Source organism: Streptomyces sp. NPDC020807, from assembly GCF_040641575.1.
In the GTDB taxonomy this organism is placed as follows: Bacteria; Actinomycetota; Actinomycetes; order Streptomycetales; family Streptomycetaceae; genus Streptomyces.
Window position 1 is genome coordinate 167,499 of record NZ_JBFADU010000003.1, and the last position, 15,327, is coordinate 182,825.

At 74.2% G+C, this 15,327-nt stretch carries 14 protein-coding genes and 1 tRNA gene; 6 read left to right on the top strand and 9 right to left on the bottom strand.

Annotation, left to right across the window (positions count from 1 at the left end; all coding sequences use genetic code 11):
• Window positions 1-16 precede the first annotated feature (16 nt).
• From AB0G79_RS06370 to AB0G79_RS06395, 6 genes are all read right to left on the bottom strand, one after another.
• Window positions 17-90, bottom strand: a tRNA-Lys gene (locus tag AB0G79_RS06370).
• Window positions 81-710, bottom strand: a complete 630-nt coding sequence (locus tag AB0G79_RS06375; RefSeq protein ID WP_360800988.1) for a hypothetical protein — start codon at window positions 708-710, stop codon at window positions 81-83. Before AB0G79_RS06375 ends, AB0G79_RS06370 begins: the two co-directional genes overlap by 10 nt.
• A 161-nt stretch (window positions 711-871) precedes the next feature.
• Window positions 872-1,228, bottom strand: a complete 357-nt coding sequence (locus tag AB0G79_RS06380) for a hypothetical protein (protein WP_360800991.1) — start codon at window positions 1,226-1,228, stop codon at window positions 872-874.
• A 140-nt stretch (window positions 1,229-1,368) separates the two neighbouring features.
• Entirely contained in the window at window positions 1,369-2,706 is a 1,338-nt protein-coding gene (locus AB0G79_RS06385; protein ID WP_360800994.1) for an AAA domain-containing protein, read from the bottom strand.
• A complete protein-coding gene (locus tag AB0G79_RS06390) occupies window positions 2,703-4,289 on the bottom strand; it encodes a hypothetical protein (protein ID WP_360800997.1) in 1,587 nt (528 codons plus the stop codon). The genes AB0G79_RS06385 and AB0G79_RS06390 overlap by 4 nt, the downstream gene beginning before the upstream one ends.
• The gene (locus AB0G79_RS06395) at window positions 4,280-5,434 is read right to left on the bottom strand and encodes a hypothetical protein (RefSeq protein WP_360801000.1); all 1,155 of its coding nucleotides are present in this window, start codon (window positions 5,432-5,434) and stop codon (window positions 4,280-4,282) included. The genes AB0G79_RS06390 and AB0G79_RS06395 overlap by 10 nt, the downstream gene beginning before the upstream one ends.
• A gap of 98 nt (window positions 5,435-5,532) precedes the next feature.
• Between AB0G79_RS06395 and AB0G79_RS06400 the strand changes: the two genes are divergently transcribed.
• Window positions 5,533-6,129: a histidine phosphatase family protein gene (locus AB0G79_RS06400; RefSeq protein ID WP_360801003.1), complete on the top strand. Its 597-nt coding sequence runs from the start codon at window positions 5,533-5,535 to the stop codon at window positions 6,127-6,129.
• A 27-nt stretch (window positions 6,130-6,156) separates the two neighbouring features.
• Here AB0G79_RS06400 and AB0G79_RS06405 read toward each other — a convergent pair whose 3' ends face one another.
• Entirely contained in the window at window positions 6,157-7,443 is a 1,287-nt protein-coding gene (locus AB0G79_RS06405; protein ID WP_360801005.1) for a tetratricopeptide repeat protein, read from the bottom strand.
• Window positions 7,444-7,667: 224 nt separating this feature from the next.
• On the opposite strand from AB0G79_RS06405, the gene AB0G79_RS06410 reads away from it, so the two are divergent.
• Window positions 7,668-8,063: a hypothetical protein gene (locus AB0G79_RS06410; RefSeq protein ID WP_360801008.1), complete on the top strand. Its 396-nt coding sequence runs from the start codon at window positions 7,668-7,670 to the stop codon at window positions 8,061-8,063.
• A 34-nt stretch (window positions 8,064-8,097) separates the two neighbouring features.
• On the top strand, window positions 8,098-8,964 hold the full coding sequence (locus tag AB0G79_RS06415; RefSeq protein WP_360801011.1) for a fused MFS/spermidine synthase: 867 nt from the start codon (window positions 8,098-8,100) through the stop codon (window positions 8,962-8,964).
• A gap of 29 nt (window positions 8,965-8,993) precedes the next feature.
• Here AB0G79_RS06415 and AB0G79_RS06420 read toward each other — a convergent pair whose 3' ends face one another.
• Window positions 8,994-9,686 carry a hypothetical protein gene (locus AB0G79_RS06420; protein WP_360801014.1) on the bottom strand — a complete coding sequence of 231 codons (693 nt, stop codon included), beginning with the start codon at window positions 9,684-9,686 and terminating at the stop codon, window positions 8,994-8,996.
• A gap of 87 nt (window positions 9,687-9,773) precedes the next feature.
• Here AB0G79_RS06420 and AB0G79_RS06425 point away from each other — a divergent pair, with 87 nt between their 5' ends.
• The 3 genes from AB0G79_RS06425 (at window position 9,774) to AB0G79_RS06435 (ending at window position 13,554) form a co-directional block, all read left to right on the top strand.
• The gene (locus AB0G79_RS06425) at window positions 9,774-10,475 is read left to right on the top strand and encodes a response regulator transcription factor (RefSeq protein WP_360801017.1); all 702 of its coding nucleotides are present in this window, start codon (window positions 9,774-9,776) and stop codon (window positions 10,473-10,475) included.
• Window positions 10,472-11,872: a HAMP domain-containing sensor histidine kinase gene (locus tag AB0G79_RS06430; protein WP_360801020.1), complete on the top strand. Its 1,401-nt coding sequence runs from the start codon at window positions 10,472-10,474 to the stop codon at window positions 11,870-11,872. The genes AB0G79_RS06425 and AB0G79_RS06430 overlap by 4 nt, the downstream gene beginning before the upstream one ends.
• 134 nt (window positions 11,873-12,006) lie before the next feature.
• Window positions 12,007-13,554 (top strand): cellulose binding domain-containing protein, encoded by a 1,548-nt coding sequence (locus tag AB0G79_RS06435; RefSeq protein WP_360801023.1) that lies wholly within the window; start codon window positions 12,007-12,009, stop codon window positions 13,552-13,554.
• Window positions 13,555-13,657: 103 nt separating this feature from the next.
• On the opposite strand, the gene AB0G79_RS06440 is transcribed toward AB0G79_RS06435, so the two are convergent.
• The gene (locus AB0G79_RS06440) at window positions 13,658-15,307 is read right to left on the bottom strand and encodes a bifunctional aspartate transaminase/aspartate 4-decarboxylase (protein ID WP_360801026.1); all 1,650 of its coding nucleotides are present in this window, start codon (window positions 15,305-15,307) and stop codon (window positions 13,658-13,660) included.
• Window positions 15,308-15,327 lie beyond the last annotated feature (20 nt).

The window sequence follows — 15,327 nt, forward strand, 5'->3', positions numbered from 1 at the left end:
GGGCCTTCCCTGTCTGTGCGCCGCCAGGGACTCGAACCCCGGACCCGCTGATTAAGAGTCAGCTGCTCTAACCAACTGAGCTAGCGGCGCCTGCTGACGTCGTAGACATTAGCACCCGGATCGGCCGGAGGAAAAATCGATACCCGCACGTCGGGCGCGGAGGCCATCCGAACGGCCCGCACACAGGCCCAGAGGACGACCTCGGGGCCGGGCAGCCACGGGTTCCGCGTGTCGGGCGCCACGAGCCAGCGCGGGCCCGACGAGCCGGACGGGGTGAGCGGCGGCACGGTCACCGCGTCCCCGACGCCGTGGCAGAGCGGCCGGGGCACGCCCTCTCCCCACTCCTCCCAGTCGAGCAGCGCGGGCAGCCGCTGGGCCGTCCCGGGCGCGGCGAAGAGCAGCATCCGGCCCCGGTGCGTCGCGACGGGCCCGGAGCCCGGGCCCTCCTCCCACAGCCGGTCCAGCATCCGGCGGCCGAAGACCGGGTCCACGCTGACGACGTCGAAGACCGTCCCGCAGGGGAGCGCCGCCGGGGAGTCCGGGCGGGACTCCCAGCGGGTCAGGGCGGCCCCCGGGCGCCCGCCGGCGGCCGAGGCCAGCCAGGCGGCCCCGTCGGCGGTCACCCGGGCCGTGTGGTGCCGTCCCTCGTCGCCCTCCGTCAGGAACCGGAAGATGTCGTGCGGGGTGTCGTCGCGCAGCCAGGTCGTCATATGACCAGATCTACCGGGTGTGACCGCGCGGTATCCGAAGGTCACGGAATCCCGGACACGCGGGGTGCCGGAGGAGTATCGTGCGCGACGCATATGCCAGGAGAGACCCCGGCGGGGTCCGGCTGCCCCGGGGCGACCCCGGCGGGGTCCGGCTGCCCGGGTCACTCCTCCGAGGCGCGGCCGTTCGACAGGATCAGGCCCCGGCCGAACTCGATCATCTTCAGCGCGTAGTCCTCGGTCCACTGCGCCCGCTCGGCCACGTCCGCCACCGTCAGCCGGTCGAACCGGCGCGGATCCGCCAGCTGCGCCGCCGCGATGGCCTGGAACTCCGTCGCCCGGTCCGTCGCCGCGCGGAACGCGAGCGTCAGCTCCGTGGCCCGGGTGAGCAGCTCGCGCGGGTCCTCTATCGACTCCAGGTCGAAGAAGTGCTCCGCTTCGGCGGTCGCCTCGGCAGGCTCGAAGATCAGCGAGGCCGGCCGGAGCCGCCGCTGTCCGCTCCGCTCCGCGGGTTCCGCCATCGTCCTTCTCCTCCTCGCACAGGCACGGCCCGGGATCCCGGGCCGCTTCCATTGTCCCGCGCCGCGCAAGAGCGTGTGGCTCCCCGCGCACGCCCCCGACCTGCTCCCGAGCCCCGGTTTGGGACGCGGCCGGGCGGGTTCTACGGGGTCCAGGCCACCCGGTGCTGCGCCAGGTGCGCGAGGACCGCGTGGTTCGCCTCCCAGCCGTCGGGGAACGACACCGGCGCGCCCAGCTGGACGGGATCCGCCGACGGATGCTCGTCGAGGAGCTCCGCCACGCCCGCCCGGCACACCACCACGCACGCGTGCCGGTGCCGCGAGGCGAGCACGCACAGCCGCCCGGTCTCCAGATGGAACGCGGTCGCGTCCGGGCGCCCGGAGAGCGGGTGCAGGACGACCGTCACGTCGTACTCGCGCCCCTGGAGCCGGTTCGCGGTGTCCACGGTCACGCCCGTCACCCCGAGCCCCGCGAGCGCCGCCCGGACCGCCGCCGCCTGGTCCCGGTGGGCCGTCCCGACCGCGATCCGGTCCGGCGTGAGCGGCACGGGGGTCTCGGAGCGCTCCGAGACGGCGGCGCCGCCCCGGTCGAGCAGCCGCCGCACGACGAGGGCGACCGCGCCGACGGCCTCCGGGTCGGTGCGCGGCGTGTGCCGGGCGGGGAGTTCCAGCAGGCCCCAGCCCGACTCCGCCGCCTCGTCGAGGACCCGGTCGGGCCCCGAGCCGTCCGAGGCGAGCGCGAAGGAGAGCTTCCGGTCGCCGGCCCCCGTACCGCTGCGGAACGGCGTGTACGGGTAGAAGGCGTCCGACACCAGCGGCGCCGCCGAGGCGGGCAGCCGCCAGGACACCGGCAGCCGGTGCTGCGGAAGGTCCGGGTTGTACGCGAGGAGCGTGGCGACGGCCGAGGCCGACGGGTCGTAGGCGAGCCCCGCCCACTGCTCCGCGCCGACCACCGAGAACGGGTCCAGCTGCCCCGGGTCGCCCACGAACAGCGCCCGCTCGAAGAGGCCCGCCACGGACAGCAGCGCGTCCGAACGCATCTGGTAGGCCTCGTCGACGATCGCGTGCGCCCAGGGTTCGGCGTTCTTCACGTGCGCCCACTTGGCCGACGTCGACAGGACGACGGGAAGCCCCGCCAGGTCGCCGGGCTTCGCCGACTTCCGTACGTTCGCCAGGTCGTCGAGCGCCCTGTCGTAGGCGTCCGCGTCGCTGGAGTGCAGCCGCCCCACCTCCAGGCCGGGCTCCTTCTCGGCGAGCCGCAGGACCAGGTCGTCGACCTGCGCGTTCGTCTGCGCGACGACCATGAGGGGGCGCCCGGCGGAGGCCAGCTCCAGCGCGGCCCGCACGACGAGCGTCGACTTCCCCGCCCCGGGAGGCGAGTCCACGACGACGCCCCGGGCGGTCCCGTGCAGGGTGTCCGCGAGGATCCCGTCGGTCGCGCGGGCGGCCTCGGCGGAAGGATCGAAAACGGGCGCGGTCACAGCACGTCCTCCGGGGTGACGGCATCGGGCAGCTCGACGACGGGCTCGGCGCCCGGGGAGCCGCCGTGCGTCCACGGCGTCGCCTCCGGGTCCGGCAGCCCCGGCCCGACCCGCTGGTCGTGCTCGAACAGCGTCCAGACGGTCCGCTCGCCCTTCTCCGGCACCGAACCCTCCGCGGGCTCCTTCGACCGGCCCATCCGGTCCAGGACCCTGAGCAGCAGCGACCCGTCCTCCTCGTACCGCACGAACTCCGCGGTCTGCGGCTTCCCGTCGAGCGAGCGGTAGACCTTCGCCCGCTCGCCCAGGTGCGGCAGGTCGTCCGTGCGGACCGTGAGGAGGGGACGAGGGCGACCCTTGTCCGTGGTCGCCGGCGTCACCTCGACGACCTCGGCGGCGAACGCCTCGCCCGCGAGCCGCCGCCCCGCCAGGACCAGCGGGTCGTCGAGCGCCTCCTGCGCCTCCAACTGCCCCTGCGCCCGCTCGCGGCCCGCGAGCTTCGCCGCGGCCGCGATCACGTCGTCCTTGCGCGGCTGCGGCGGCTCGCCCGAGGCGACCCGGTCGCGGTGGGCGGTGAACGACCAGCGGTCGCGGGTCCAGCGGTCCTCGACCCGCGCCCCCTCCGGCAGCTCCCGCAGCAGCCCGATCGCCCGCCAGACCGCGTCCCACGTGGGCCGCAGCTGCGACACGACGAGCCGGCGGAGCTCCCGCTCGGCCGCGTGTAGCTCGCCGAGGCCCGCGTCGGCGGCCTCGCCGTCCTCGGCCGCGCCGACCGCCTGCCGGGCCCTGTCGTACCGCTCGATCGCGGGCGCGAGCAGCTTGTTGTCGAAGGCCGGGTCGGTCGCGGGACCGGCCGGCGGGCACAGCAGCTGCCCCCGGGAGTCCCGCCCGACCTCGGCCCGCAGCGCCGCCTCCGGGGCGGACTCCCCGTCGGCCGGATCGATCCAGGCGAGCAGCGCGCCCAGGTGCTGGTCCTCCAGGGAGGACTGGCCGGTGACCCAGTGCCGGTTGAGCAGGTCGGTCGCCGCGAGCAGCAGCGAGGAGCCGGGGACGAGGGCCCGGTCGGCGTAGTGCGTCAGCCACCGCCCGAGCAGCGGGACGCGCGGCGGCGCCGGGAACGGCGTCTCCGGGTCCTGCTCGGCCGTCCGCCGGAACCGCGTGGACCGCCCCAGGAGCCGTACGTACTCCACACCGGCCCGGCTCGGCACGATCAGCTGCGGCGCGTCGGCGCACAGCTCGACCTCGACCTTCACCTTCTTGCCGGTCTCCGGGTCGACCTCGCTCTTCTCCGCCGCCTCGACGACGCCCGTGAACGAGTCGACGTACGGCAGGACCTCCTCGGCCAGGTCCGCCAGGAAGCCGAACCGCAGGTCCCGGTCCCGCGGCTGCGGCACCACGAGCAGCCGCGGCTCCCCGGGATCGGTCCCGACCAGCGCCCCCAGCGGCGCCCCCGCCTCACCGGCGGTCGTCAGCGGTACGAACACGAGCGGCCGCTCCGACAGCCGCCGGTGCCGCACGGTCGCCACCGGCTGCGCCCGCCCCGCCTCGACGGCCTCCATCCGCGCCAACGCGGAAATCAACGACATGCGGTCTCCTCCGCGGACGGTGCGGTACGGACGCGGCCGGGGGCCGTCGACAGGGCCTCCTGGCGCAGGGCGCGGGCGCGGCGGAGGGCCGCGACCGCCGGGTCCTCCGGATCGCCGGTCTCACCCCGGGACGCCGACAGGACCGCCCCGATCGTCGTCAGGCCGCCCAGCTCGCCCCGTACCGCCCGGCCCAGGGTCTCCACCGCGCCCGCCGCGCGGGCGCGCGCCCGGCAGTGGAAGGCCAGCTCGCAGGCGGCCAGGCACTCGGGGGCGTACGCGTGGGGGACGCACTCGACGGCCTCGGCGAGCTCCGCCGGCGAGCGCTCCGCCACGTCGAAGCTCGTGCCCTCCGGCAGGGCGTCCGCGATCTCCTCGATCCGGGTCAGCCGGCCGAGCTGCCGCAAGGTGACCGAGCGCTGCTTGCGCACGTCCACGACCGAGGCCGTCGGCACGTTCGAGAAGTCCTTCGGGCAGACGAGGAGGACCGACTGCGCGACCGTCGCGCCCTCCGTCAGCGCCGCCGTCCGTTCGAGCGCGAGCACGTACACCGCCGACTGGCGGGCCGCCGCGCCCACCTTCGAGGCGTCGGCCGCGCCGTCGATCATCGGGAAGGACTTGATCTCGACGACCGTCCACCGCCCGTCGGGGCCGACGACCACCGCATCCGGCTCCAGGTACACCGGGGACCCGGCCACCTCCAGGGCGAGGAGCGGGTGGTCGAGCAGCGACCACGCGCCCGCCGCCGTCGCCTCGCGCAGCGCGAGCGCCGTACGGGCCGTCCGGCCCTGCGGACCGGACGCCGACAGGTCCGGCAGCAGCACCGCGCCGGGCTCCCCGACCCCCAGCAGCCGCAGCAGCTCACGGCCGCCGTCCGCCTTGACCTTCGCCTCGAAGGAGTTGCCCCGCACGATCGCGAACTGCGACTGCCCGAAGGGCGCGGGCGAGCCCAGCTTCGCGGCGAGCGCCGCCTTGTCGACCCCGGCGCCGTCGAGCAGCGCCCGCCGTCTGCAGCCCGGATTCGCGGCGAGCGCCGCGAGCGCCCGCGCGTCGAGGGCACGCGGAGCCGTACTCGGTCCGCGCAGCTCGGCCAGTTGATGACGAAGGGAAGCGCTCACCCGCCGAAGTCTCGCACCCGCCACTGACAACGGGGGGACATCCCGGTCCTTCCCCCCGCTTCGGCGATGATGGGAGAGGCACGACCCCACACCCGAGCCCCCACGTGACCCCTTGGAGAACGCTTCCCATGGCACCGCGCATCCTGCTCGCCCGGCACGGCCAGACCGAATGGTCGCTGCTCGGCCGACACACCGGCAGGACCGACATCCCCCTCCTCGACGAGGGCCGGCGCGGCGCGAAGCTGCTCGGCGAGCGGCTCCACCGGGGCCCCTGGCAGGGCCTGCCCGGCGTCGAGGTGCGCACGAGCCCGCTGGTCCGCGCGAGCGAGACCTGCGAGATCGCCGGGTTCGGGGACCGCGCCGAGCCCTGGGACGCGCTCATGGAATGGGACTACGGGGCGTACGAGGGGCTGACCCCGGCGCAGATCCAGGACATCCGCCCCGGCTGGTTCATCTGGCGCGACGCCGTCCCGGACGGCGAGACCCTGGCCGAGCTCTCCGCCCGCGCCGACGAGGTCGTGAACTGGGCCCGCTCCGCCGACCGCGACGTCCTCGTCTTCGCCCACGGCCACATCCTGCGCTCGATCGGCGCGCGCTGGCTCGGCGAGGACGTCTCCTTCGCCTCCCGCATCCGCCTCGACCCGACGAGCCTCTCGGTCCTCGGCTGGGCCTACGGAGCGCCGGCGATCGAGCGGTGGAACGACACCGGCCACCTGGAGCAGTAGCGAGCGGTACGGGAAGACCGGGCGGGATCAGTACGTCGACAGGACCCGGCTCGTCTCCGCCAGCATCCCGCTGATCCGCGCGGAGGCGATGCCGTCCAGCGAGTCGACGACCCGCCGCGCCTCCGCCGCCGCCTCATCGGGCCGCCGGGCGTGGGCCAGGTCCCGCGCCAGGTGGGCCCGGTAGAGCGCGAGGTTCCGGGCGAAGTACGGATTCTGCAGGACGGTCGCCCGCTGGGCGTGGCGGACGGCCCGGCCCCAGTCCCCCAGCGCCGACCAGCACTGCGCCTCCAGGGCCTCCCGCTCCGGCTCCCCGAAGAACGACATCCACTCGGGGTCGCCGTCGGACGCGCCCCGCTCGAAGTGCGCGTGGGCCCGGCCGAGCGCCTGCTCGCAGGCGCGGCGGTCGCCGAGCTCGGCCCACGCCCCGGCCTCCCGCAGGGAGAGCAGCGAGAGCAGCCGGTGCGAGTCGAGCGGCTGCGCGGCCCGCAGCCCCGCCTGGGCCGCCCGGACCGCCTCGCGGTGGCGGCCGGTGTCGCGGGCGAGGAACGAGGTGTTGCAGAAGGCGTGCGCCTCCAGGGCCGCGTTCCCGGACACCCGCGCGGTGGCGAGCGCCTCCGCGTAGTGGGAGCGGGCGTCCTCGTGGCGGCCGGAGTCGTGGGCCAGCCAGCCCACGGAGAGGGACAGCTCGCCCGCGCCCGCGTGCAGCCGGTCCTCGGTGGAGCGGCGGCTCGCGGTGCCCGCGTCGAGCAGGGCGTAGGCGGTACGGAGCGGTTGGGCGGCGATCTTGTAGAGCCCGTCGGCGCCGTGCCGGTCGTCGAGCGTACGGATCTGCCGTACCGCCTCCTCCACGGCCCGGACCTCGGTCTCGCCGATCCGGTGGGTGCCGCGGGGGGCGGGAATCGCGACGGCGGGGCCGCCGAGTCCCAGCGAGGCGGCCGCCAGGGTGGCGGAGCCGCTCGCAATGAATGCGCGACGCAGCACGTCGCTCTCCTCATCGTTCCGGGTCGGGATGGCGCCGGGAGCCGGGACCGCGACCGGGGCTGCCTGCCGCCGTCCGCGTACCGCCTCCCGCGCGGAGAACCCCAGGTCGCAGAGGCCGAGCCCGGGGAACATGTGCAGGAAGACCCGCTCGTACGCGTAGTTGGGGCAGCGGATCTCGCCCGCTTCCACGCGACCGATGTAGCGGGCGTCGCACGCGACCTGTTCGCCGATCTCCCGCGCCGCCCTGCGGACCGCCGCGGCGAACTCCGCCGGCGAGAGCTGTCCGCGCAGCCGGCGGAAGGCGAGATTGGGAACTGCCCGTGACATCGTCATGGCCCGAGCCCTCTCCTGGTGCTGCCGGGGTGTCCGGCGGCAAGAACGTACCTGCTGTGACCGGATGCCTACGCGGAGTTTGGCTACAAATCGGATATCTCGCCTACGATCTGCCATGAACTGCCATCCTTTGCGGCGGCATGGCGCCGTAGCTGTTGACGCGGACGGACGTTGAACCCTATGGGAGAGACGGAACGTGTCTCCTCTGGAGCGAGGAGGGGTCCATGTCGGAGATCGGATCGCAGTCGGCGGAGCCCTGGGACCTGGTGACCGTGCCCGTCCGGCAGGGCCTGGAGGCCGTCGACATCCTCCGCCGCGGCGGCGGCCCCACCGTCGGACCCGTCGTCCACGACGGCACCTGCGACACCCTCGGCTTCCTCGTGCCCCCCGGCACCGCCGCCGCCTGGGACGTACCCGGCAGCGCGTGTACGAGGACCTCGGGGCGCGGTCTCCGCCTTCCCGAGCTGCCCGAACTCCCCGAGCCCACGGGGGACACCCCGCGCCCGGCCGGCTGGCTGCTGCCGCCGGGGGAGTCCGAGCCCGTCACCGACCCCGCCGTCCTGCGCCAGGCGCTCGGCGAGGCGGCCCGCCTCATCGAGGCGGCCGACGGCTGCCACTGAGGCCGCCCCGCGGCCGCCCCCGGATAATGGACCCGTGGCCAGGAACAGACAGCGGGACCGGGCGGCGTCCGCCGCCACCGTCGAGGAGACCGTCGACGGCGGTCTCGCCCAGCTCATACCCGACAGGGAACGCCCGCGCGGCTGGACCCTCCTCATCGACGGCGCCCCCCAGTCCCACGTGGACCTGGACGATCCGGCACACCTCTCCTTCGAGTACCAGCGGCGCCTCGGCCACATCGCCGACCTCGTCGCCCCGCCGAACCGGCCGCTCCAGGTCGTGCACCTCGGCGGCGGCGCCTTCACCCTCGCCCGGTACGTCGCCGCGACCAGGCCCCGCTCCACGCAGCAGATCGTGGAGCTCGACGGGCGGCTCGTGCAGTTCGTCCGCCGGGAGCTCCCGCTCGACGCCGGAGCCCGCGTCCGCGTCCGCTCCACCGACGCCCGCGACGGGCTCGCCAAGGTGCAGGACGGCTGGGCGGACCTCGTCATCGCCGACGTGTTCGGCGGGGCCCGCACCCCGGCCCACCTGACCAGCACCGAGTTCCTCGCCGACGTGCGGAGGGTGCTGCGGCCCGGCGGCTTCTACGCGGCGAACCTCGCCGACGGCCCGCCGCTCGCCCACCTGCGCGGCCAGATCGCCACGGCCGCCACCGTCTTCCCCGAGCTCGCCCTCACCGCCGACCCGACGGTCCTGCGCGGCCGCCGCTTCGGGAACGCGGTGCTGCTCGCCTCCGACCGAGAACTGCCGGTCGCCGAGCTGACCCGCAGGGTCGCCACCGACCCGCACCCGGGACGCGTGGAGCACGGCAAGGCGCTCGCCGACTTCGCCGGGGGAGCGCAGCCGGTCACCGACGCGAGCGCCAAGCCCTCACCCGTACCGCCGGCGTCCGTCTTCCGGTGACGCCGGGGGTGCCTCGCACCCCTTCGGCCTCACAGCTTCCGTTCCTCGACCTGCACGTGGGGCGGGCCGTCGTGCCACAGGCAGAAGACCGAGATCTCGCGGCCGTCGCCGGTGAAGGTGACCCGGATCCAGGACGGGTCCTTCCACACCTGCATCTGCCAGCCGGAGGCCGGCGTCGCCGCGACGAGCTCCGCCGAGGACTCGCCCAGGTCGAAGGTCACCCGTCCGCCGTCGACCGTGAAGGTCTTCACGCCGCTGTCGGACGCCGGGGCGGGAGCGGCGGAGCTCGTCCCGGGGGCCGCGGCGGTGGTGGCGGCCGGAGCGTCCGTGGTGGGCGCCGGGCCGGCGGGCGAGGCGGGGGCGGGATCCGTCGCCCCCGGCGTCCCCGTCGCCGCCGGGTCGGCCGGAGCCGTGGACGCGGTGCCGACGGGAGCGCGGTCGGGGCTCTCGGTCGTCTCCGGGCGGGCGGAGGCCGCACCGCCGGGGGTTCCGGACGGCGGGCCGGAGGTCTCCGGGTTCCGCGTCGAGGACGTCAGCGGGTTCAGCGGATCGCCGCCCGCGAGCGCCGGTGCGTCGTCGGTCGTGCCGACCGGGAGCGGCAGGGCGCGCGGGGGGTCGTAGACCGTGCCGGACAGCACCGAGTGCACCCCCCACCAGGACAGGGTGACCGCCGCGCCGGTGGCGAGCGACCAGGCCAGGGCGTGAACGAGTCCTCTTCGCACCGGCTCATACTGCACCACCCCGGAGGGGTGCGGGCCGCAGGGTGGACATTGCCATGGTCATCACCCGAATGGCGTACGGTGCCGCCCATGGCAAGTGTGCTCGTGGTCGAGGACGACCAGTTCGTGCGCTCCGCCCTCATCCGGCAGCTGTCGGACGCCTCCCACACGGTACGGAGCGTCGGCACGGCCCTGGAGGCGCTGCGCGAGGTCGCCCATTTCCGCTTCGACGTCGTGATCCTGGACCTCGGTCTGCCCGACCTCGACGGGTCGGAGGCGCTCAAGATGCTGCGCGGGATCACCGACGTGCCGGTGATCATCGCGACCGCGCGGGACGACGAGGCCGAGATCGTCCGGCTCCTCCACGCCGGGGCCGACGACTACCTCGTGAAGCCCTTCTCGGTGGACCACCTCTCGGCCCGCATGGCCGCCGTCCTGCGCCGCGCGCGGTCCGCCGCCGGCGAGGCGCCGCCCACGCCGGTGATCCGGGTCGGCGGGCTCAGCGTCGACCCGCTGCGCCGTCAGGCCGAGCTCGACGGCGTGCCGTTGGACCTCACCCGGCGCGAGTTCGACCTGCTCGCCTTCCTCGCCGGGCGGCCCGGCGTGGTCGTCCCGCGCAAGGAACTGCTCGCCGAGGTCTGGCAGCAGTCGTACGGGGACGACCAGACCATCGACGTACATTTGTCATGGCTGCGGCGGAAACTGGGTGAAACGGCGGCGCGCCCCCGCTACCTGCACACCCTGCGCGGGGTCGGCGTGAAGCTGGAACCGCCCCGGGAGCCGCAGCCGTGAGATGGGCGCTTGTCAAGGTCTCGCTCGCCGTCACCGCGATGGTCGTCATCGCCTTCGCCGTCCCCCTCGGGCTCGTCGTCAAGGAGATGGCCAGGGACCGGGCCTTCTCCAACGCCGAACGCCGGGCCGCGGGACTCGCGCCCGTCCTCGCGATCACCACCGACCGCGAGGAGCTCGACAAGGCCGTCGCCACCACCGAGGACGGCGCCGCCGGACGGCTCGCCGTCCACGTGCCCGCCGGCGAACCCGGCGGCACGGACCTGGAGATCGGCACGCGCAGGGCCGGCGCGGAGGAGCTCGCGGCCACCCGCCGGCTCGGCCGCGCCTCCATAGCCGAGGTCCCCGGCGGCTTCGCGCTGCTCCAGCCCACCGCCCTCAGCAGCGGCGAGGTCGCCGTCGTCGAACTCTTCGTCCCCGAGGCCGAGGTCACCAACGGCGTCGCCACCGCCTGGCTCGTCCTCGCGGGCGTCGGCGTCGCCCTCGTCGTCGGCTCCCTCGCCGTCGCCGACCGGCTCGGCGTCCGCATGGTCCGCCCCGCCCAGCGGCTCGCGGGCGCCGCCCACGACCTCGGCGAGGGCAGGCTCGGGGCCCGCGTCCCCGAGGAGGGGCCGCCCGAACTCCGCTCCGCCGCCGTCGCCTTCAATGCCATGGCCGACCAGGTCGTCCAGCTCCTCGCCAACGAACGCGAGCTCGCCGCCGACCTCTCCCACCGGCTCCGCACCCCGCTCACCGTCCTCCGGCTCAACGCGGCCTCGCTCGGCTCGGGCCCCGCCGCCGAGCAGACCCGCGCCGCCGTCGAGCAGCTGGAACGGGAGGTCGACACCATCATCCGTACGGCCCGGGAGGCCAAGCCGCAGACCCAGACGACCGGCCCGGGAGCGGGCTGCGACGCCGCCGAAGTGGTGCGCGAGCGCATGGACTTCTGGTCCGCGCTCGCCGAGGACGAGGGCCGCCGGGTGCGGGTCGCGGGCGTCGAGCGGCCGGTCCGCATCCCGGTCGCCCGCCCCGAACTCGTCGCCGCCCTCGACGCCCTGCTCGGCAACGTCTTCCGGCACACCCCCGAGGGCACGGCCTTCTCCATCGACGTCCACAACGGCGACGACGCCGTCATCGTCCTCGTCTCCGACGCGGGCGGCGGCATCGCCGACCCCGCCGCCGCCCTCGCGCGCGGCAACAGCGGCGGCCGGGACGGCTCGACCGGCCTCGGCCTCGACATCGTGCGGCGGATGGCGGAGGCCACCGGCGGAGACGTCCGCATCGGGCACTCCGTCCTCGGCGGGACCGAGGTCCGCGTCTGGATCGCCCTCGACGGCGGCCGCGCGGAGCGCGCGGGCGGCGCGGGCCGCCGGGGCAGGCGCCCGGCCGGGCGGAGGCGCGGGGGCGCCAGGAGGAGCTGAACCTTTCGTGGCTCCGATGCCTTCCTTAAGCGGATCCTAAGGATCCCCACCCCCGCCCCCGACGCGCCTTTTGTCCCTTCTCCGCTCGCTAGCGTGCTGCCGTTCCCGACCCCCCCACAGAGGCAGGCACCGCGATGGGCACCAGTTCGCACCGGCGCACGGCGAAAACCCGGACCAAGGTCATCGGAGGGGTCGTCGCGGCGGCCGTCGTCGGCGGTGCCGCCTTCGCTCTCGCCGGTACGGCCCAGGCGGCCGGCGTCGGCGCCGCGTACACCAGGACCAGCGCCTGGACCGGCGGCTACACCGGCCAGTACGTCGTCACCAACGCGGGCTCCACCACCCAGACGGACTGGACCCTGGAGTTCGACCTCCCCACCGGGACGACCCTCGGCTCCCTCTGGAACGGCGAGCACACCGTCTCCGGCCGGCACGTCACCGTGAAGCCCGCGAGCTGGAACCGGCAGCTCGCGCCCGGCCAGTCGGTCACCGTCGGCTTCGTGACCTCGGCGTCGGGCGCGGCCGGGGACCCGGCCGACTGCCTCATCAACAAGGCCGCCTGCTCGGCGGGGGGCCCGGCGCCCACCCCGAGCGGCCGCCCGACGGAGCAGCCGACGGCGACGGCGACCCCCTCCACGACGGCGGCCCCCTCCGCCACGGCCACGGTGAAGCCCACACCGACCGCCACCGCGACGGCCACCGCCACCGCCACCGCGAAGCCCACGCCGACCACGGCCCCCACCACGGCCACCCCCGTTCCCACCCCCACCTCGACCGCCCCCGCCCCGGTCGCCGCCGCCAAGTTCGCGCCCTACGTCGACACCTCGCTCTACCCGACGTACGACCTCCTCGCGACCGCCGACGCCACCGGCGTCAAGGACTTCACCCTCGCCTTCATCACCTCCGGCGGCTCCTGCGCCCCGCTCTGGGGCGGCGTCACCGACCTCGTGAGCGACCGGGTCGCCTCCCAGATCGGCGCCCTGCGCGCCAAGGGCGGGGACGTCCGGGTCTCCTTCGGCGGCGCCGCCGGGCACGAGCTGGCCCTGAACTGCTCCTCCGCCTCGGCGCTCGCCTCCGCGTACGGCAAGGTCATCGACCAGTACAAGCTGACCAAGGTCGACTTCGACGTGGAGGGCGCGGCCCTGCCCGACACGGCCGCCAACACCCGCCGCTCGCAGGCGATCGCCCAGCTCCAGAAGTCCCACCCCGGCCTGGACGTCTCCTTCACGCTGCCCGTCATGCCCGAAGGCCTGACCCAGCCGGGCGTGGCCCTGCTCTCCGACGCGAAGAAGAACGGGGTCCGCGTCGACGCCGTCAACATCATGGCGATGGACTACGGGCCGGCGTACAGCGCGGACATGGGGACGTACGCGATCCAGGCCGCCACCGCGACCCAGGCGCAGATCAAGGGCGTCCTCGGGCTCTCCGACGCCGCCGCGTGGAAGGCCGTCGCCGTCACCCCCATGATCGGCGTGAACGACGTGACCAGTGAGGTCTTCCGGGTCGAGGACGCCACCCAGCTGGTCGACTTCGCGAAGTCCAAGGGGATCGGCTGGCTCGCCATGTGGTCCTCGACCCGCGACAAGCAGTGCGCCGCCGGTGCCGTGAACTACGCGGACGCCACCTGCTCCTCGATCCTCCAGCAGCCGCTGGCCTTCACGAAGGCGTTCGCCGCCTACAAGTAGCCCCGGCGCCCCCACCGAAGAGCCCCCCCCCACAGACGCGCGCCCCGACCGGTGAACCCCACCACCGGCCGGGGCGCGCCCCTGTGTCCCGTCCCGCTCGCCGTCAGGCGCGCGAGGCCTTCCACTCCTCCGCGTAGTCGTTGAAGATCGCCCGCAGGTGGTGGCCGATCTTCAGGTAGTCGAGGTCGTCGAGGTTGGCGAGGGAGACGCGGACGGACCACTCGGGGCCGTCGAAGCCGCCGCCGTTGAGCAGGACGACGCTGGTCTGCTCGGCGAGGCGGAACAGCGGGTCGACGGGCTCGTAGTTCTTCTCCAGGAAGGCGGCGAAGTCCTTGCCGTGGACGCGCTCGGCCTCGGCGAGCAGGTCGAGCTCGATGTAGTAGCCGGCCCGCTTGTCGTCGTCGGCGATCTTCATCTGCGCGCCTTCGAGGAGCAGGTCGAGGCGCTGGCGGACGATCGCGCGGATCTTGCGCTTGTACGCCTGGCCCTCCTCCAGCATGTCGAAGAGCGAGAACAGCGACATCTGCACCTGCTGCGGCAGTGACAGGCCCGCGGTGTGGTTGAGGGCCACCTGCCGGGAGTCGGCGACGAGGCGGTCGATGAAGCGGATCTTCTCGGGCTCCAGGGTGAGGGACCCGTACCGCTTGTTCAGGCGGTCCTTCTCCGACTGGGGCAGGTTCGCGATCATCGTGTCGATGACGTTGTCGTCGTGGAGGCCGATGACGCCGAGGCGGTGGCCGGTGCAGCCGTAGTGCTTCGAGTACGAGTACACGAGCAGCGTGTTGTGCGGCAGGTCGGCGGCCAGCGAGCGGAAGCCCTCGACGAAGGTGCCGTAGACGTCGTCGGTGACGATCAGCAGGTTCGGGTTCCTCGTCGCGACGATGTCCTTGATCTGGTTCGTGACCCGCTCGCTCATCGCCAGGGAGGGCGGGTTCGAGGGGTTCACCACGCAGACCAGCTTCACCGACGGGTCGGCGAGCTTCTCGACCTCCTCGGTCGGGTAGCGCCATTCGCGGACGCCGGTCTCGGCCATCATGCTGGCGTTGACGGTGACGACGTCGAACTCGTACGTGTCGAGCTCGGGGATCTCGATGTACGGGGTGAACACCGGGACCATGAGGGCGATCTTGTCGCCCTTCTTCAGGATCCCGTTCTTCATGAGCGAGTCGAAGATGTAGCACATGGCGGCGGTGCCGCCCTCGGTCGCGAAGTACGAGACGTTCCCGGCCGGCGGGCGCTTGTCGAACATCTCGTCGGCGACGTAGCCGCGGACGATCTGCTCGGTGTGGGTCAGGATCCGGTCCGGCACCGGGTAGTTGTCGCCGATCGTGCTGTCGGTCAGCTCGTGGACGAACGCGTCCTTGTCGAAGCCGAAGCGCTCGACGGCGTACTCGACGCAGTCCTTCAGGAGGTCGATGCCGGGCAGGTCCGGGTGCTGGCGGACGAAGGTGTCGAAGCGGGCTCCGGAGCCGGCGGCCTCCGGCATGCCGCCGAGGTTGTCGGCGGTCCACACCCGGCGGGACTCCGCGAGCGAGAAGTAGCCGAGGGCGTAGAAGGCCTCGCGGGGGCCGGTCGCGACCCAGTTCGGGTTGCCGCGGCCCGCGTTGAGCATCTGCGTCTGCGACTTGTCCTTCTGACCGGGCTTGTCGGCCTGGGCGGCCTGCGCGATCTGGATGAACTTGTCCTTCAGCTCGAACGGCGAGAGCTGGGCGAAGGACTGGATCTCCTCGCGGGAGAACGAGGTCTTGGGCACGGTGCGTCCTTTGGTTCGCG

Excerpts from the sequence above, each read along its gene's own strand:
- AB0G79_RS06375 (WP_360800988.1), bottom strand. The coding sequence starts at position 710 with ATGACGACCTGGCTGCGCGACGACACCCCGCACGACATCTTCCGGTTC.
- AB0G79_RS06380 (WP_360800991.1), bottom strand. The coding sequence starts at position 1,228 with ATGGCGGAACCCGCGGAGCGGAGCGGACAGCGGCGGCTCCGGCCGGCC.
- AB0G79_RS06390 (WP_360800997.1), bottom strand. The coding sequence starts at position 4,289 with ATGTCGTTGATTTCCGCGTTGGCGCGGATGGAGGCCGTCGAGGCGGGG.
- AB0G79_RS06400 (WP_360801003.1), top strand. The coding sequence starts at position 5,533 with ATGGCACCGCGCATCCTGCTCGCCCGGCACGGCCAGACCGAATGGTCG.
- AB0G79_RS06405 (WP_360801005.1), bottom strand. The coding sequence starts at position 7,443 with ATGACGATGTCACGGGCAGTTCCCAATCTCGCCTTCCGCCGGCTGCGC.
- AB0G79_RS06410 (WP_360801008.1), top strand. The coding sequence starts at position 7,668 with ATGTCGGAGATCGGATCGCAGTCGGCGGAGCCCTGGGACCTGGTGACC.
- AB0G79_RS06425 (WP_360801017.1), top strand. The coding sequence starts at position 9,774 with ATGGCAAGTGTGCTCGTGGTCGAGGACGACCAGTTCGTGCGCTCCGCC.
- AB0G79_RS06435 (WP_360801023.1), top strand. The coding sequence starts at position 12,007 with ATGGGCACCAGTTCGCACCGGCGCACGGCGAAAACCCGGACCAAGGTC.